Annotated in this window: 2 protein-coding genes; both read left to right on the top strand. The window is 47.1% G+C overall.

Annotation, left to right across the window (positions count from 1 at the left end; genetic code table 11):
- Nucleotides 1-54: 54 nt before the first annotated feature.
- Nucleotides 55-10,944 carry an amino acid adenylation domain-containing protein gene (locus AC6R16_RS01950; protein ID WP_500673391.1) on the top strand — a complete coding sequence of 3,630 codons (10,890 nt, stop codon included), beginning with the start codon at nucleotides 55-57 and terminating at the stop codon, nucleotides 10,942-10,944.
- On the top strand, nucleotides 10,941-16,361 hold the full coding sequence (locus tag AC6R16_RS01945; protein ID WP_500673390.1) for a non-ribosomal peptide synthetase: 5,421 nt from the start codon (nucleotides 10,941-10,943) through the stop codon (nucleotides 16,359-16,361). The genes AC6R16_RS01950 and AC6R16_RS01945 overlap by 4 nt, the downstream gene beginning before the upstream one ends.
- Nucleotides 16,362-16,378: the final 17 nt, after the last annotated feature.

The following is a 16,378-nucleotide window of genomic DNA, read 5'->3' as shown; positions in this document are numbered from 1 at the left end:
CCACTACTGGGTGTCGACTAGACACCTAACATTCAAAAGTTTTTAGGTATACACATGTCAGTGGATGATATCTCGATAGCTCCTGCAAACATTAGTTGGGGCCCACTTTCTCATTCTCAACAACGTCTATGGTTGTTCCAGCAACTGATGCCAGAAAGTATTGCTTACAATACTGGCGGGCTTTTGTGGTTGTCGGGGAAAGAACTCAGCAAAGAAACAATAGTCGATACTTTCAAATCAGTACTGTCACTTCATAGCGCTGTTCATTTGGAAATTGAAGAGAAAGACGGACAACCTGCACAAATAACAAGGCTTCAATCTCCTTACATAGAGTACATTGATGCCCGCGAGCATTCTGACCCTAAGAGTTTTGCTTATCAAGACGCTCTGAAAAAAGTTCGCGAACCATATAATTTGGTCGCTTCCCCTCTTTATCGGTTAGCTTTGTATCAGGTGAGTGAAGGTGAGTTCGCTGTTTGTATCGCTGCTCATCATATTATCGTAGATGCTTGGTCACTCCAGCTATTAGTCAAATCGGTTATTGATAACTTGTCTGGTAAAACGCTTCGCGAGCCTCGTGGGCAAAGCTATCAAGCCTTCGCCGCTGAACAACAGCTTGTTGATTTGAGCGAAGATCAAAAGCAATGGCAAAATCTTGCGCTAATGAGTGATGAGCCATGTATGTTGCCAGTGAGTAACGACGTTCAGAAAAATGCTTACCAGGCTGGGCATGTTGAAGATTCGTTGAGTAAGAACGAGTCAGACGCGGTGGCTAAAGTTGCCAAAGAACATGGTATTACTCGATTTGAAGTGTTGTCAGCAGCTATGCTGTTAACCCTAGCCAGCTATGCGAATCACGCACACCCCGCGATTAATGTTCCTGCGTTAAACAGGAATTCGGCCAACCGACGTAACATAGGTTTTTATGTCAACAATGCAATTTTAGGTGTTCAGGCGTCGGCGGATTTAACTTTGTCTGACGTACTACACAAGACTAAATCTAACTTACGTAACGCACTCAAATTTGAACATCTGCCAATAGAAAAATTGGTTGGTGGTATGCCTTTACCAACTACCGCTTTTAACTATCGTAGTCATGGTCATAACCTAAATATTAAAACGCACAGTGTAGAGGGAGTTTTTGAGGAATTCCCTGTAACGGAAACGCCTTTTGAGCTTGTTTTAGATGCGATTACAGGTGATGAGCTAGCGATCAGATTAGTCTATGCAAAAGAGAAGTTTACATCGAATCAAATAGACAACTTTCTCGAAAGCTACAAAAGTATTTTAAAACAATTCTGTGCTACCCCTGAACAAAAACTATCGCAGCTGAAAACGCTTTCCTCACAGGATACGCTTCGTTTAAACCAACATGGCGAGGTTCAACAAGCGTGGAACCCTGTGACCTTTATGGCACTGGTGACTGAGCAAGCAAAACTGCGTCCTGAAAAAATTGCTTTAAAACATGGCGATAAAACGCTGACTTACGCAGAACTAGAAGCTCAATCGAATTTAGTTGCACATTCACTGAGTCAAAGAAAAGTGCTAGCTGAAGCAGTTGTCGGTGTGATGATGGAGCGTGGCACCGATATGCTAGTCGCCATGCTGGGCATCATGAAAGCAGGTTGTGCATTCCTACCGCTTGATCCGGATTATCCAGCGGAGCGCATCAGCTTTATGCTTGAAGACAGTGAAGCTCAGCAGTTACTGACTCAGCAGCACTTGGTGGAAAAGACTCAAGATCTTTTCGTAAGCTCTAAAAGTGCTCAAGAGTGTATTGTTATTGAATCTTTGTTAGCAGCTGAAGCTCCAGTGATTGAGCTTGCTGAGTGTTCCTATCGAGAGATCAATCTAGACCAGTTGGCGTATTTGATTTACACCTCTGGCTCAACAGGTAAGCCTAAAGGCGTGGCAGTCAGTCATCGCGGACTGACAATGCACGTCCAGACGATTGGCGAGCAGTATGGCATGACACCTGAAGACACAGAGCTGCATTTTGCCTCTATCAGTTTTGATGGTGCTGTTGAGCGTTGGACTGTGCCACTGGCGTTTGGCTCAACACTTATCATTCGTGACCAACAGTTGTGGACACCAGAAAAAACGACTCAAGTATTGGTAGACGAGAAAGTCACCATCGCTTGTTTCCCGCCAAGTTATGCAGGACCTTGGCTAGATTGGGTTGAACAAACTCCGCAAGACTTATCTTTGCGCTCATTGACACTGGGTGGTGAGGCATTTACCCGAGAAACGTTTGAACGAATTCAACGGGTGGTGAATCCACCTCGTATCGTCAATGGTTACGGCCCGACAGAAACCGTCGTTACTCCGATGATCTGGCGTGCTTATCCAGAAGATAAACTGGAAAGCTCGTACGCGCCGATTGGTCAGCCTGTAGGTGACCGTAAGTTGTATGTGCTGGATGAGAACCTTAAGCAGGTACCATTTGGATCGGTTGGAGAGCTGTACATTGGCATGGAATCGGGCCTTGCTCGTGGTTACTTGAAACGACCTGACTTGACTGCTGAGCGTTTTATTCCGGATCCATTTGCCGCAAACGGCGAACGTATGTACCGCACTGGTGATTTGGTTCGATTTAGACAAGATGGTGTTGTTGAATATCTTGGTCGTGCCGATCAGCAAGTAAAAATTCGTGGTTTCCGTATTGAGCTCGGAGAGATTGAATCTCGCCTACAGACGCTTGCTAACGCTGAGTTCTGCGCCGTCGTCGCACACGAGTCGCCGACAGGAAAGCGCCTAGTTGGTTATGTTCAATTGAGTGAAACAGAGCAACAATCTGAATCTCAATGGCGCATAGAATTAGCCTCCCAATTGCCAGATTATATGGTGCCGTCACGTATCATTGTTAGCCAGACACTTCCTCTGACACCTGCTGGTAAGGTGGATCGCAAGCAACTTGCCGCACCGGTTTGGGATGAAGAACGAAAAGCGGGTGCACCGCTGGAAGGGGACATTCAACATCAACTGGCTGAATTATGGCGTGAGCTCCTTAAACTAGAGTCTATTGGTTCTGACAGCCATTTCTTTGCACTTGGTGGAGATTCAATTACTGCGCTACAAATGGTAGGTAAGCTTCGTCAGCGAGGTTTGATGCTGACACCAAAGCAAGTGTTTGACCACCCTATACTTGGTGAAATGGCGTTATGTGTTCTCGATAGCCAAATCAAACCAGCTGAACAAGGTGAGCTGAATGGCAAAGTAGCCTTGCTACCAATGCAGAAGCGATTCGTTGAACGTGGCTATTCTAACAAAAACAAGCTAGATAAGAATGGCCAGCTAGAACTGTGTAACCAGTACGCAAAACTCAACTTGCCAGCTCCGGTTAATGCAGACGGGATTGTCCGATCACTTAAGCAAGTGGTGCAACATCACGATAGTTTGCGCCTTTCTTTCGAGGTTTCTGATACGACAACACATGACGCAGCAGAGTATCTCGCTGAATATGTTCCTAGTGCAGATTTTGAATTCAACCTTTATGTAGAGCAGATAGACACCGATGCTGTGCAGAGTGCGATTAATCCGTCTGTTGGTAAGCAATTGTCTGTCGGCTTGAATATCGAGACGGGCGAGATGTTGATTGCCGTTCACCACCTTGTCATTGATGCGCTTTCTTGGCCTGTGCTTATTCAAGATTTGCTGGGCAGTTATCAGCAAGAAATGGGCACCGCCCCTTATGCGTTAGCTTCTAAAACGCACAATCAGGCTGACTGGTATGAGGCATTAGAGAATCTACATATCAGTCATAAACAGTCCGAATTCTGGAATGCTCAGCGAGCAGAACGAGCTTTTGCTGAAGGTTCTGCTAAGGAAGGCGAAAGTATAGGAATTCATAAGCACAGTTACCATATAACCAAAGAGCTCGCCGAGCCACTGCTTACATCGGCTCAAGCCTTTGCCAGAATGAGCAAGGAGCAGACTTTGATGGCATTGTCTGCGCTAGCAGTAAAACAAATAACCTCTGCAAACGAGATTGTCATTCATCGCGAAAGCCATGGTCGATTCAGTGAGTCGTTTGGGTTGGATCTTTCACGCAGTGTTAACTGGCATACTGCGCTGTTCCCGCAAAAAGTTGTGTTAAGTGACGGCATTAGTGAACTGTTAGCGAGTGTAAAAGATGGCTCTCATAAAATCACCGATAGCGGTTTGAGTTATTCCGCTGGTGTTGTTCAGCAGCAATGGCAGTATCAAGACCATGTTGATGTTCTATTTAACTTCCTAGGCCGAGCAACGCAGGCTGATGTGGAGGGGGCTGAACTGGGTGAGTTTGGCTTATGGCGACCAGAAAATTCCAAAGCGGATGCCGCAATTGTATTGAATATCTGTGAAACTGATGATGGCTTTGACGTTGATTTGGAGTTTTCACTTTCTACTCTGTCGAAATCTGAGTGTGATGCGTATGTTCATCACTTAGAAGCGGCAATCAAAGCAGTGACGGAACATTGCACGTCTAACTCCGCCGTTTTGACACAAGCTGATGCGCCAAACACTAATCTGAGTCTCGTGACGCTAAGCCATGTAAGTGGTAACGCTCATCAACTTCCGAATCAAATTCTACCGTTGTCTACGCTACAGCAAGGTTTGTACTTCCACGCTCAGCTATCGCAAGACACCAGTACCTACGTCAACCAAATTACCTTGCCTATATCGGGAGCTGACGCTGCTCAATTAGAAGAGGGTTGGAAAGCCTTGATGAAGCGTCATTCGATTCTACGTAGTACGCTGCATCAAGTAGAAGGTCAGGCACATCTGTATGTATGGGATGACCTTCCTATCACGAGCAGAGTCTTTGATGGGCGAGAGGAAGTAGGCTTTGATCTAGAATCGTATAAACGTTCGCTCATTGAGCAAGGTTTTGAACTGGAGCAAGATGCGAGCGCCCAGCAGCTAAAACCTTTGTGGCGAGTAGATCTTGTGACAACGGGCGACAATGAGATCGCTTGTATCTTCACCATCCACCACATTCTGATGGATGGTTGGAGCACCGGTGTTCTACTTAGCGAACTGTTTGCTCACTACCAAAATATGAGCCTGCCTGTTGTCAGCCATGATTTTGCTGACTATTTAGAATGGGTTGTACAGCAAGAGCCAGAAAGTGCTCAAGAGTACTGGCGTGGTTATCTGAATGGTGTTGAAGCGCCAACAATGTTGGTTGAACAATACGGTTCGAACAAAGATAAACTAGGGCATGTGCGCCACAACGTGGACTTCAGTGCTGAGGTACTAAGTGGTTGGCAGTCTCAACTGAAGTCATCTGGCATCACGCTAAACACTCTCATTCAAGGCGCATGGCTACTGACGCTTCAACGTTACACGGGCCAGTCTCAGCCTGTTTTTGGCAATACGGTTGCGGGTCGACCATCGTCAATGGCAAACAGTGAAGCCATGGTTGGGCTCTTTATTAATACCTTGCCTGTTACATCGATGGTCGACTGGCAGGCGAAAACCGGTGAATGGCTTGCCGATATACAAGAGCAGGCGAGCGCGCAGCGTGAATTCAGCCATGTCTCTCTGTCAGAGGTACAGGCACAATCACCACTGGCTGGTGAGAATCTGTTTGATTCGTTGGTGGTGTTTGAAAACTATCCATTGGATGAGAGCCTGTTTAGTGAAACTGGCCTTAAGATTGGCGAGCCTGACAGCTATGAGTTTACGCATTACCCGTTAACGCTGGCGGTATTGCCAGGTGAATCATTACGTATTGTGTTTGCGTACGACTCAGCGAAATTCTCACAGTCAGATATTGATGCGCTGTCAGCAACGACGTCTCATTATCTTGAGCAGCTTGTCGATAAGTTGGCTCATAATCTGAGTGATATTGATGTATTGGACGCTAAGCAACAGTCTCGTTTGTCTGATCATATTAAAGCGTCTGAACCTTGGGCTTACAAACCCTTCACTGAACTGTTAAAAGAACAGGTGATTGCTCAACCAGATAGTGAAGCGCTTGTGGCGAATCCTCTCGGGGGAAGTGTTTTATCAACCAAGGGCACTGGACGGCTTGCTTTGACATACCAACAGCTGGATAACTTCAGTGATGGTGTGGCAGCTGAGCTAATCGCACGCGGCATTCAACGAGACCAACGGGTTGGTGTGATGTTTGCTCGTGGTGCAGACATGCTGGTGGCAATGATCGGTGTTTTGAAATCCGGAGCTGCATTCTTACCTTTAGATCCTTCATACCCTCAAGATCGACTGGCCTATATGGTTGAAGATTGCGACGCACAATGGTTAATTTCAGATGACAGTTCGCAACAATTAGCACGTGAGATTTGTCAGCGAGATAATATCATTACGTATTCTGAAATCGATCTTCAGCAACCTGTTTTAAGTCGTCCTGAAATTTTGGAAGAGCAGCTGGCGTATGTGATCTATACCTCCGGCTCAACGGGTAAACCTAAAGGTGTGTGTGTTTCTCATTCTGGTCTGAGCATGCATGTTCAAACCATTGGCCAACGATATGGTATGACACCACAAGACGTCGAGCTGCACTTTGCTTCAATCAGTTTTGATGGTGCAGTAGAGAGATGGACTGTGCCTCTGGCCTTCGGTTCAAAGTTGGTGATTCGAGATCAGCAGCTTTGGAGTGCGCAAGAGACATGTGAAGTGCTTGAGCGTGAAGCCGTGACCATCGCGTGTTTCCCGCCAAGCTATGTTGGACCACTGCTAGAGTGGATTGAGGTTGAACAGCCAACATTAGCGGTACGCTCTTGGACTCTGGGTGGTGAAGCCTTTACACGAGAGACCTATTTCAAGCTTCAGCAGGTACTGAATCCGAAGCGTATTATCAACGGGTACGGCCCGACGGAAACAGTCGTGACGCCAATGATCTGGCAGGCTTATCCTGAAACACCGCTAGAAAGTGCTTATGCCCCTATCGGTACTGCTGTCGGTGCACGTAGTCTGTATGTATTGGATAGCGACCTTCGTCAAGTTCCTTCTGGTGTCAGTGGTGAATTGTACATTGGTGAAGAAGTTGGCTTAGCTCGCGGTTATCTTGATCGTCCAGACTTAACGGCCGAGCGTTTCGTTCCCGATCCATTCGCGAATAATGGAGAGCGCATGTATCGCACTGGCGACTTAGTTCGCTGGCGCGAAGATGGCGTAATGGAGTATCTGGGTCGAGCAGATGACCAAATAAAAATTCGAGGCTTCCGTGTCGAATTAGGTGAAATCGAGTCACGAATACAGAGCATCAGTGGCAGTAAACTGAGTGCTGTCACCGCCTTTGAAGGTTCAGCTGGAAAATACTTGGTCGGTTACGTAGAAGGTCAGGCTGACCTAATAAACGGCGATGATATTCTCGCTCAAATGGCGAAAGTACTACCTGACTACATGGTGCCTTCACAGCTTGTGGTCATGGATTCGATGCCGTTGACGCCAGCAAGTAAAGTCGACAAGAAAAAACTGCCGCAGCCTGATAATCATGTTCAGCACAAAGCCTATGAAGCACCAGAAGGTGAGATTGAGCAGCTTCTGGCACAAGAATGGCAAGCCTTGTTTGGGCTGGAGAGAGTTAGTCGTAATGATGATTTCTTCGCTCTGGGTGGTCAGTCATTACTTGCTACCCAGCTAGTTGGACGTTTGCAGCAAAAACACCAGATTCGTCTTTTACTACAGAGTGTCTTTGATTCTCCAAGATTAGATGTGATGGCAACTCAGTGTACGTCACTCAAAGAACCTGCAGTCACGATCAAAGCAGTGCCGCGCATGGAATACATGCCAGTAAGTGCTTCGCAGAAGCGTTTATGGTTTGTTCAACAGCTGATGCCTGAAAGCTCTGCTTATCACATGCCGCTTGGCCTTAAGTTAAAAGGTGAAGTGAATAGAGAGTGGCTAGAGCAGTCGTTGCGCACTGTGATTAGCCGCCATGAGGCTCTGCGTACCAGCTTCGTGCAGGTGGATGGCGAGCTGATGCAGTCTATCCATTCTGATGACGACGCATGTCATTTCGCATTACCAGAATACTCAGCTGATGAGTTCTTCGACCTAGAGGCTCAGCGCCTCAACTGGATCGGTGAAGCTTTTGATTTGTCATCGCCTTTACTATTGAGGGCGTACTCAATAAAGCATTCAGAACAGGAATTTGAGTTACTTCTGGTTGTCCATCACATCATCTCTGATGGCATTTCGATTCAAAACCTAGTTCGAGAGCTGTCTGCTGTTTATTCGTCGTACGGTCATTCAGGTCAGTTTGAATCAAACATTGAGACTGATGTACTGGATTACGCCGATTATGCTAGCTGGCAGCAAGAATGGTTAAAATCAGATAGCGCCAAAGAATCACTGTCATGGTGGAAAGAGGCGTTAGCAAAAGATATTGAGCCACTTGTGCTCCATAGCGATGTCGCGAGAGATCAGCTAGAAACCACCGGTCAGCGTCATCACTTCACTCTGACCAAGCAGCAGGTCAACGAGATTGAGACTCTTGCTGCACAAAGTGCAACGACCCCATTTAACGTTATGTTAAGCCTGTGGCACTTGTTGCTGCACAAGTATTCTGGGCGTGAGGAGATTCGAGTCGGTATCCCGGTTGCAGGCCGAACACAGCCAGATACTCAGCAGATGCAAGGTTGCTTCATCAACAATTTGGTGGTCCCTGCGCAGTTAGACGCTGCAATGAGTTACGACAATCTGCTGCTAGAGATAAAACGTTTTACCGAGCAGGCGTTGACCCATCAGGATGTGCCATTTGAAGTATTGGTAGAGTCTCTTGGTGTGACGGGTAATTTGCAGCACCATCCGTTGTACCAGACGAGTTTCAACTTCCAACGTATTGAGCGCTCAATTCTCACTGAATGGGGAGGATTACAAGCAGAAGCGTTTGATCCGGGCGTGGTCGCGGCTCAGTTAGAATTAAGCTTAGATGTTCAGGCTTATGATGACGGCGAATGGAGTGGTTTTGTTAACTATGCAGCACCAGTATTCGATAAAACGTTTGTTGAAGCGTTACTTGGTCACTGGCTCAAGCTGCTTGAACAAGTTGCATTGAATCCTAACGCGATGCTGTCTGAACTCAAGTTGGTTGATTCTGACGAGTTCGCACAAATTGAAGCATTCAACGCGACGAAGAAATCTTGGGGTGAAATGCTTCCTCCACCAGTCGCTGTTGAAGCTCAAGCAAAGCGCACACCTGAGGCGATTGCTTTGTCCATGGGGCAGCAGTCGATGACTTACGCTGAATTCGACTGCAAAGTGAATCAGTTGGCTCAGTGGCTACGTCAACAAGGTGTGGGCGAAGAAACCAGAGTTGGCCTTGGTTTACCGCGTTCGTTTGAACTAGTGATTGGCTTACACGCGATTACTCGTGCTGGTGGTGCTTATGTGCCATTGGACCCAAGTTATCCAGCAGAACGTTTGAATTATATTCTTGAGTCTGCGGATGTATCCATTTTACTGACCGATAGTGAGACCTTGCCACAATGGCCAGAAAATCCTCAATGTCAGTATGTGGCGCTAAATCAGGCTGAGATCTTACAGCAAGTCAACGAGCAGAGCACTGTGGCTCCGGTGGTAAATTGGCAGGCTGAACAGTCGCTGTATGTCATCTTTACTTCCGGTTCTACAGGACTACCAAAAGGCGTGGTAAATACCCAGTCGGCACTGCACAACCGTTTGGCTTGGATGCAAAACGAGTATCAGTTAGATGCCAATGACTGTGTTCTCCAGAAAACACCGTTTAGCTTTGATGTCTCTGTATGGGAGTTCTTCTGGCCGCTTATGTACGGTGCAAGGCTAGCTATTGCTGAACCAGATCATCACCGACAGCCTGAGTTATTGCATAGCACTATTCGAGAGCAGGGCGTAACGACGATCCATTTCGTTCCTTCAATGCTTCATGCTTTTGAAAGTGAGACGGATATTGGAGAGTGCAGCAGCCTGCGCCGTATTATTTGTAGCGGTGAAGCGTTGCCTGCTGAGTTGACAGAAAAAGTGTTGACGGGTGCGACAGATTGTCAGCTGCATAACCTTTATGGTCCGACTGAAGCGGCTATTGACGTGACTTACTGGCAATGCGAATTACCTATCGGTAAACGCATCCCGATTGGTCACGCGATTAGCAACACTCAGCTTCATGTATTGGATGATTGTTGGAATCCAGTGCCAGTCGGCGTCCCAGGTGAGCTATACCTAGCGGGTGATGGTCTCGCGCGTGAATACCTATCCAGACCGGATTTGACCGCCGATCGCTTTGTGCCAAATCCGTTTGGGTGCGAGCAAGATGGGAACATTGGTTCTCGTATGTACCGCACCGGTGACCAAGTAGTTCGCATGCCAGATGGCAGACTTGAATATCTGGGTCGATTGGATCATCAGGTAAAAATTCGTGGACTTCGCATTGAGCTGGAAGAAATTGAAAATGTTCTCAACCAGTACGATGACGTCGATGAATCGGCAGTCATTGCTTATGAACATCAAACAGGTACGCAGCTTGTCGCTTACGTGGTTTGCGGTGAGTGGAATTCAGAAAAAGAAACCGCTGCTAAAGCGCACTTGAATGACCACCTTCCAGACTACATGGTTCCGGCCATCTACGTTGCACTGGATGAAATGCCTCTTTCACCAAATGGCAAGCGTGATCGCAAAGCGTTGCCTTCTCCAGAGTGGAGTAAGGTGGAATATCGCGCCCCAGAGAGTGAACTGGAAATCTGGTTTGCCAACACATGGCAGCAAGTCCTTGGCTCAGAAAAAGTGGGCTTAGATGATAACTTCTTTGCGCTCGGAGGCCATTCTCTTTTAGCCACTCGTATCGTCGCTCAAGCACAAAAAGAGCTCGACTTAGCGATCTCATTAACGGACTTCTTTGCCGCTGGGACGCTACAGGCGTTAACGGATGCACTTCAATCTCAGTATCAGGTAAACAATGAACAAGAACAGGATGAACTCGACGCCATGGCTGCACTAATGGACGAGTTGGAATTGTTATGACCCAAGAATCAAATTCAAAAGCACAACAAAAACCAAAAATAGACAAATTTGCATTAGCAAAACGCTTTCTAAACCTTGGTGAGCAAGAGCAGGCGAAATTTATCGCTCTGCTTGACGCCAAAGGAATGAGTTTCGAAAAGTTACCGATTGTCCCAGCAGAGGAGGTGCGCGATGTGCCTCTTTCTCCGGCACAGAAACGACTTTGGGACATCTATCAGCTTGATGCTGGTAATAGTGCTTACCATATCAGTGGTGGTTTTGAGCTAACTGGTGAGCTCTCTACCGATAAAATGGAACTGGCGCTTGCTGGTGTCATGAGTAAACACCACGCCCTAAGAACGCGCTTTGTTGTTTCGGACCAAGGTGAGCCGAAGCAACATGTTGACCAGCACTGTATTGCTCACGTTGAGCTTAAAGATGCTAGGCACTTAACGGAAAGTCAGCTGGGCGAATGGACAGCGGAATTTATCGCTAAGCCGTTTGATTTGCTTCATGAGATGCCAGTGCGAATGGCGTGTATTCGTGCATCTGAAGACAAAACCCATGTGATCATCGTGATGCACCATATAGTGTCTGACGGCTGGTCTATCGGATTATTTATGCGGGATCTGGTCACCGCCTATCAGGGTGAGTCTCTAGAGCCATTGAGTATCCAGTACAGTGACTTTTCTGTCTGGCAGGATGCACTACTAAAAGCGGGCAAAGGGGACGAGGATCTTCAATTCTGGCAGCAAGAGCTGGGTGAGAAGCAGCCGCAAAAATTGTTTGAGTGGACGGGCGATATTGCACCTAATCAGCGTCGAGAAGCACAGCAGGTAAGCCTAAAATTTGATGGTAATGTTTCTGAACGCATTGCACGCCTTGCAAGGCAAAATAACGTCACCACTTCGAGTTTTTGGCTAGCCATTTGGCAGGCAGCGCTGTTCAAGTTGACAGGACGTAACGATATCAACATTGGTATGCCAATGGCTAACCGCGCCCGAGCCGAAGTGTCTGACGTTATTGGCTTTTTCGTAAACACTAATGTGGTTGCTCAAGACGTAAAACCTGATCAGAGCTTTGGTCACATCATGGCTAGAGCTCACAGCAAAGTGTTGGAGATTCAGGAACACCAGTTATTGCCGTTTGATCGTGTGGTTTCTTCATTGTTGACGGAAAGGTTGGTTGGCGAAACGCCTTACTTTCAAGTGTTGTTTAATCACCAGGTCAATCAAACCGAGTCGGTCGAGTTTGCTTCGGGTGTAGCGGTAAAGCCGCTGGCGCTTAAAGGTAACTTTGCACTGTTTGATGTTGCTTTGGATGTGTTGGAATCTTCGAACGGTACTCAGGTAACGTTGACTTACGCAAAAGATCGTATCGACCCCGACATGATGGTTTCGCTTACTAGCACTCTGAATCTGTTGGTCTCACAAGCAGAACAAAACCTGAATACACCATTGGCTGCGCTTAACTCACTGGATGAGGCTCAACTCGCCAAATTATCGCAACTGTCGCAACCAGAAGGTGAGTGGCGTTATCAACCCGTCACTGAGTTGTTCGACCTTCAGGGTATTGAGCAACCGTTAGCCATTGCATTAAAACACGGCCAGCATAGTGTGACGTTTAAACAGCTGGAAGAAAAATCGAACCAGCTGGCGAACCAGTTAGTAGAGCAGCGTGTCGATCGCGATCAAGCTGTGGGCGTTCTTTTTGAGCGCGGCAACGATATGATCATAGCGATGATCGCCATTATGAAGGCTGGTGGGGCGTTTCTACCACTTGACCCTGATTATCCGACCGACCGATTGGCTTACATGATCGAGGATTCTGCTGCGAGCTTGGTCATCAGCGATCAATCATTGCGCTCACGTTGGGAAGAGATTAATTCGCACATCCTCGCACATGCGGATCAGGCGGCTTCAGTTTCACCGCTTTATATGGGTGAGCTAGATTGGCAAGGTCTCTCAAAAGCCAAACCAGAAGTAAAACTCTTGCCAGAGCAGTTGGCTTACATCATCTATACATCAGGGTCGACGGGTAAACCTAAAGGTGTGGCGATTGCCCATGATGGCCTGAGTATGCATGTGCAGACGATTGGCGCTCAATATGGAATGACGCAAGATGACGTTGAACTCCACTTTGCTTCAATCAGTTTTGATGGGGCGGTAGAACGCTGGACGGTGCCTTTGGCGTTTGGTTCTCGCTTGGTGATTCGCGATCAACAACTTTGGAGTGCGGAAAAGACCTGTGAAATCCTCAAGCAGGAAGGGATTACGATAGCCTGTTTCCCTCCAAGCTACGTCGGGCCTTTACTGGACTGGATTGAGACCACTCAGCCTCAGTTGAATGTACGTTCTTGGACTTTGGGTGGTGAAGCCTTTACCCGTGAAACCTATGACCGCCTGCAATCTATTGTGAATCCACCACGTATTATTAATGGCTATGGGCCAACAGAAACCGTGGTGACACCAATGATCTGGCGTGCTTACTCACAAGATAAGCTAACCAGCGCCTATGCACCTATCGGCCAACCTGTTGGGGCTCGTAGACTTTATGTGTTAGATGGTTTGCTTAACCAAGTTGCCGAAGGCGCAGTTGGGGAGTTGTACATTGGTGAAGAAGTCGGCCTCGCACGTGGGTATCTGGGTAAGCCGGATATGACCTCAGAAAGGTTTATGCCGGATCCATTTACCAATAATGGCGAGCGTATGTATCGCACTGGTGACTTAGTTCGTTGGCGGGAAGACGGTGTCATGGAATATTTTGGCCGTGTTGACCAACAGATAAAAATCCGTGGATTCAGAATCGAGCTGGGTGAGATCGAATCAAGGCTTCAGCAAATATCCGGTGTCGAGACTTGCGTGGTTGCGGCGCATCGTCATGGCTCTATGACCCACCTTGTGGGTTACCTGCACGGCGCTGAAGCAAACGAGGCTGATAGCGCTTCGATATTAGCTGAGCTTGCAGAGCACCTGCCGGAGTATATGGTACCAGCGCATCTCGTGGTGCTAGATGATCTGCCGTTAACTCCAGCAGGTAAGGTGGATAGAAAAGCGCTGCCGGAACCAGAATTCAAATCTGAGTTGTCGCAAGGTTTGCCACCGCAAGGTGAGAAAGAAACTCTCCTTGCTGGGATTTGGCAAGAGCTACTGGGTATTAATTCTGTCAGCCGAGAAGATAGCTTCTTTGCGTTAGGTGGAGATTCCATATTGAGCCTTCAGCTAGTGAGCAAATTGAAACTGGCAGGTCTCAACGTATCTCCAAAGCAAGTATTCCAAGCGCCAGTATTGAACGAGTTAGCACAAGTACTTGAAGCAGCAGTTGAGCAAGAGCAAAGAGAGTTACCAAAAGAACCATTTGGTCTGATGCCAATTCAGGCTCATTTCATGGCGCAAAACTTTGCTCAGCCAAATCACTGGAACCAGCATGTGTGTGTTGAGTTGAAGCAGGATATGGATATTCAAGCACTGGATACTGCGCTTAAAGGGTTAGTAGTGCACCATCCTGCGTTGAGATTGTCGTTTTCTCAATATGAGGGTAAATGGCAGCAGCAATACGTCGAGAATGTTACCCATGATCTTCTATGGAAAACTCAGCTAAACAGCTTAGAAGCATTCGAAGTGTTCGCTCACGAGTTGCAAACAAGCCTTGATATCGAAGCGGGCCGACTGATTCAGGCAGGGTACGCTCAAATTGAGGGGCAGAAATCTCGCTTGATGATTGTAATTCATCACCTGGCTGTAGATGGCGTCTCATGGCGAGTCCTGATGGATGATTTATGGCGTGCCTATCAGCAAACGCTTTCTAGTGACCAAAACTCAACCAAAACAGTTGAGCTACCGCCTGTTTACACCTCTCTGGATATGGCGGTGAATAGTCTCAAAAAATGGGCATCAACAGAACAAGGCAAAGCTAGAAAAGCCGTTTGGGATGAACAAGCTTTCCATGCGGAAAATACACACGCTAAAGCAATCTATGGCAACAAGCGTTCACAAAAGGTAGCGCTAAGCCGAGAGTTGACGTCAGCTTTACTGAGTACTGAAAATATCACAGTTGAACTCGTCTCTGCTTTGACAGCAATCATGGGAAGCAGCGAAGAGACTCAAAGCGTGTATCTAGAAAGTCATGGTCGCGACGAATCTGTATTTGAAGGTTTAGAGCTCAGCCGCATGGTGGGCTGGATGACGAGCCTATATCCAATGACTTTGAATGCCTCAGATTCTCGAGACGATATCGCTAAGCGTATGGCATTATTGAGCCAAGACTCAGGCATTGGCTATGGACTGCGCTACTTAGACGCTGAGCCTGAAGAACAAACTGCGCAGCTAACATTCAATTACCTAGGGCAGTATCAAGGCAATGGTTTTGCTCATTGGTGTCAACCAGTGTCGTCAAACTCACGAGATCAAGCCGATGGCAACACCATATTGACGCCTTTAGTCATCAATGCCCAAGTTGTGGATGGTGTATTGAGCGCTGATTTTGAATATGCAACGAGTCATTATTCTCAATCAGATATCGAGGCCAAAGCAAATGCATGGATAGAAAAGCTTGAATTGATACACTCGGCATCTAAATCGCAAAAAGGCGAGGCGATAGAAGCCAAAGCTAACCTCAAACTGATCGAGAAGCTTAATCCTAATGTTGAAGGGATTGCACCTGTATTCTGCATTCACCCAGTGACAGGCCGAACAGTTGGCTACCAGAAACTGGCTCAAGCATTGGCTGGTAAACGGACCGTTTATGGTGTTCAGTCTCAGAGCTTCGTCTATCCAAATCGCTTTGACACTTCGTTTAGCGCAATGGCTGATACTTATTGCGCGACTATTCGTCAAATACAGCCATTAGGGCCTTACACATTGATTGGTTGGTCGCTTGGTGGCGCGCTCTGTCAAGAAGTCGCAGCTCGCCTCGAAGCTGCTGGTGAAAGTGTTGCTTTCCTTGGGTTGCTCGACTGTTATGTGCCTGGCACTGAAATTGCCGAAGACCAATGGGAATCACCGACAGCAAAAGCCAAGCTGATTGAGCATCTAGAATTGCTATTAGGTAAGTTATCGGAAGGGCAGAAGCAAACCTGTCTTGCAGGATTTGACCAATCAACTCCTGACAATTGGCCAAGCGTATTTTCATCTTGGTTGGCGTCACAAAACTTTGATCACTATCTATCTGAAAGTGCGCAGCAAATGATGTACAGCTGGGCGGTAGAGCAGCACATGCGCGCATTATGTCGTGACTATACATTGCCAAAGATACTCGCTAAGCCGACTGCATATTGGGCTGGTAAGCCACAGGGTCGAGACAAACTATTGTGTGAAAAGCTATCTGAGGTTAACGCCCTCTTAAGCAGTGAGGTGTTCGATACTGATCACTTGGGGATAGTTCAGGATGAGAGTGTTGTTAATAAACTTGGGTACTTATTAATAAACAATACATTATAGATCCATATCAACTAATT

Source organism: Vibrio sp. R10-SG3-ISO10, assembly GCF_059834185.1.
The sequence above is the reverse complement of the archived record's forward strand: the minus strand, read 5'-3'. Positions and strand labels throughout refer to the sequence as shown.

Bases quoted from the DNA above. Each gene is read 5' to 3' on its own strand.
- AC6R16_RS01945 (WP_500673390.1), top strand. From the start codon at position 10,941: ATGACCCAAGAATCAAATTCAAAAGCACAACAAAAACCAAAAATAGAC.
- AC6R16_RS01950 (WP_500673391.1), top strand. From the start codon at position 55: ATGTCAGTGGATGATATCTCGATAGCTCCTGCAAACATTAGTTGGGGC.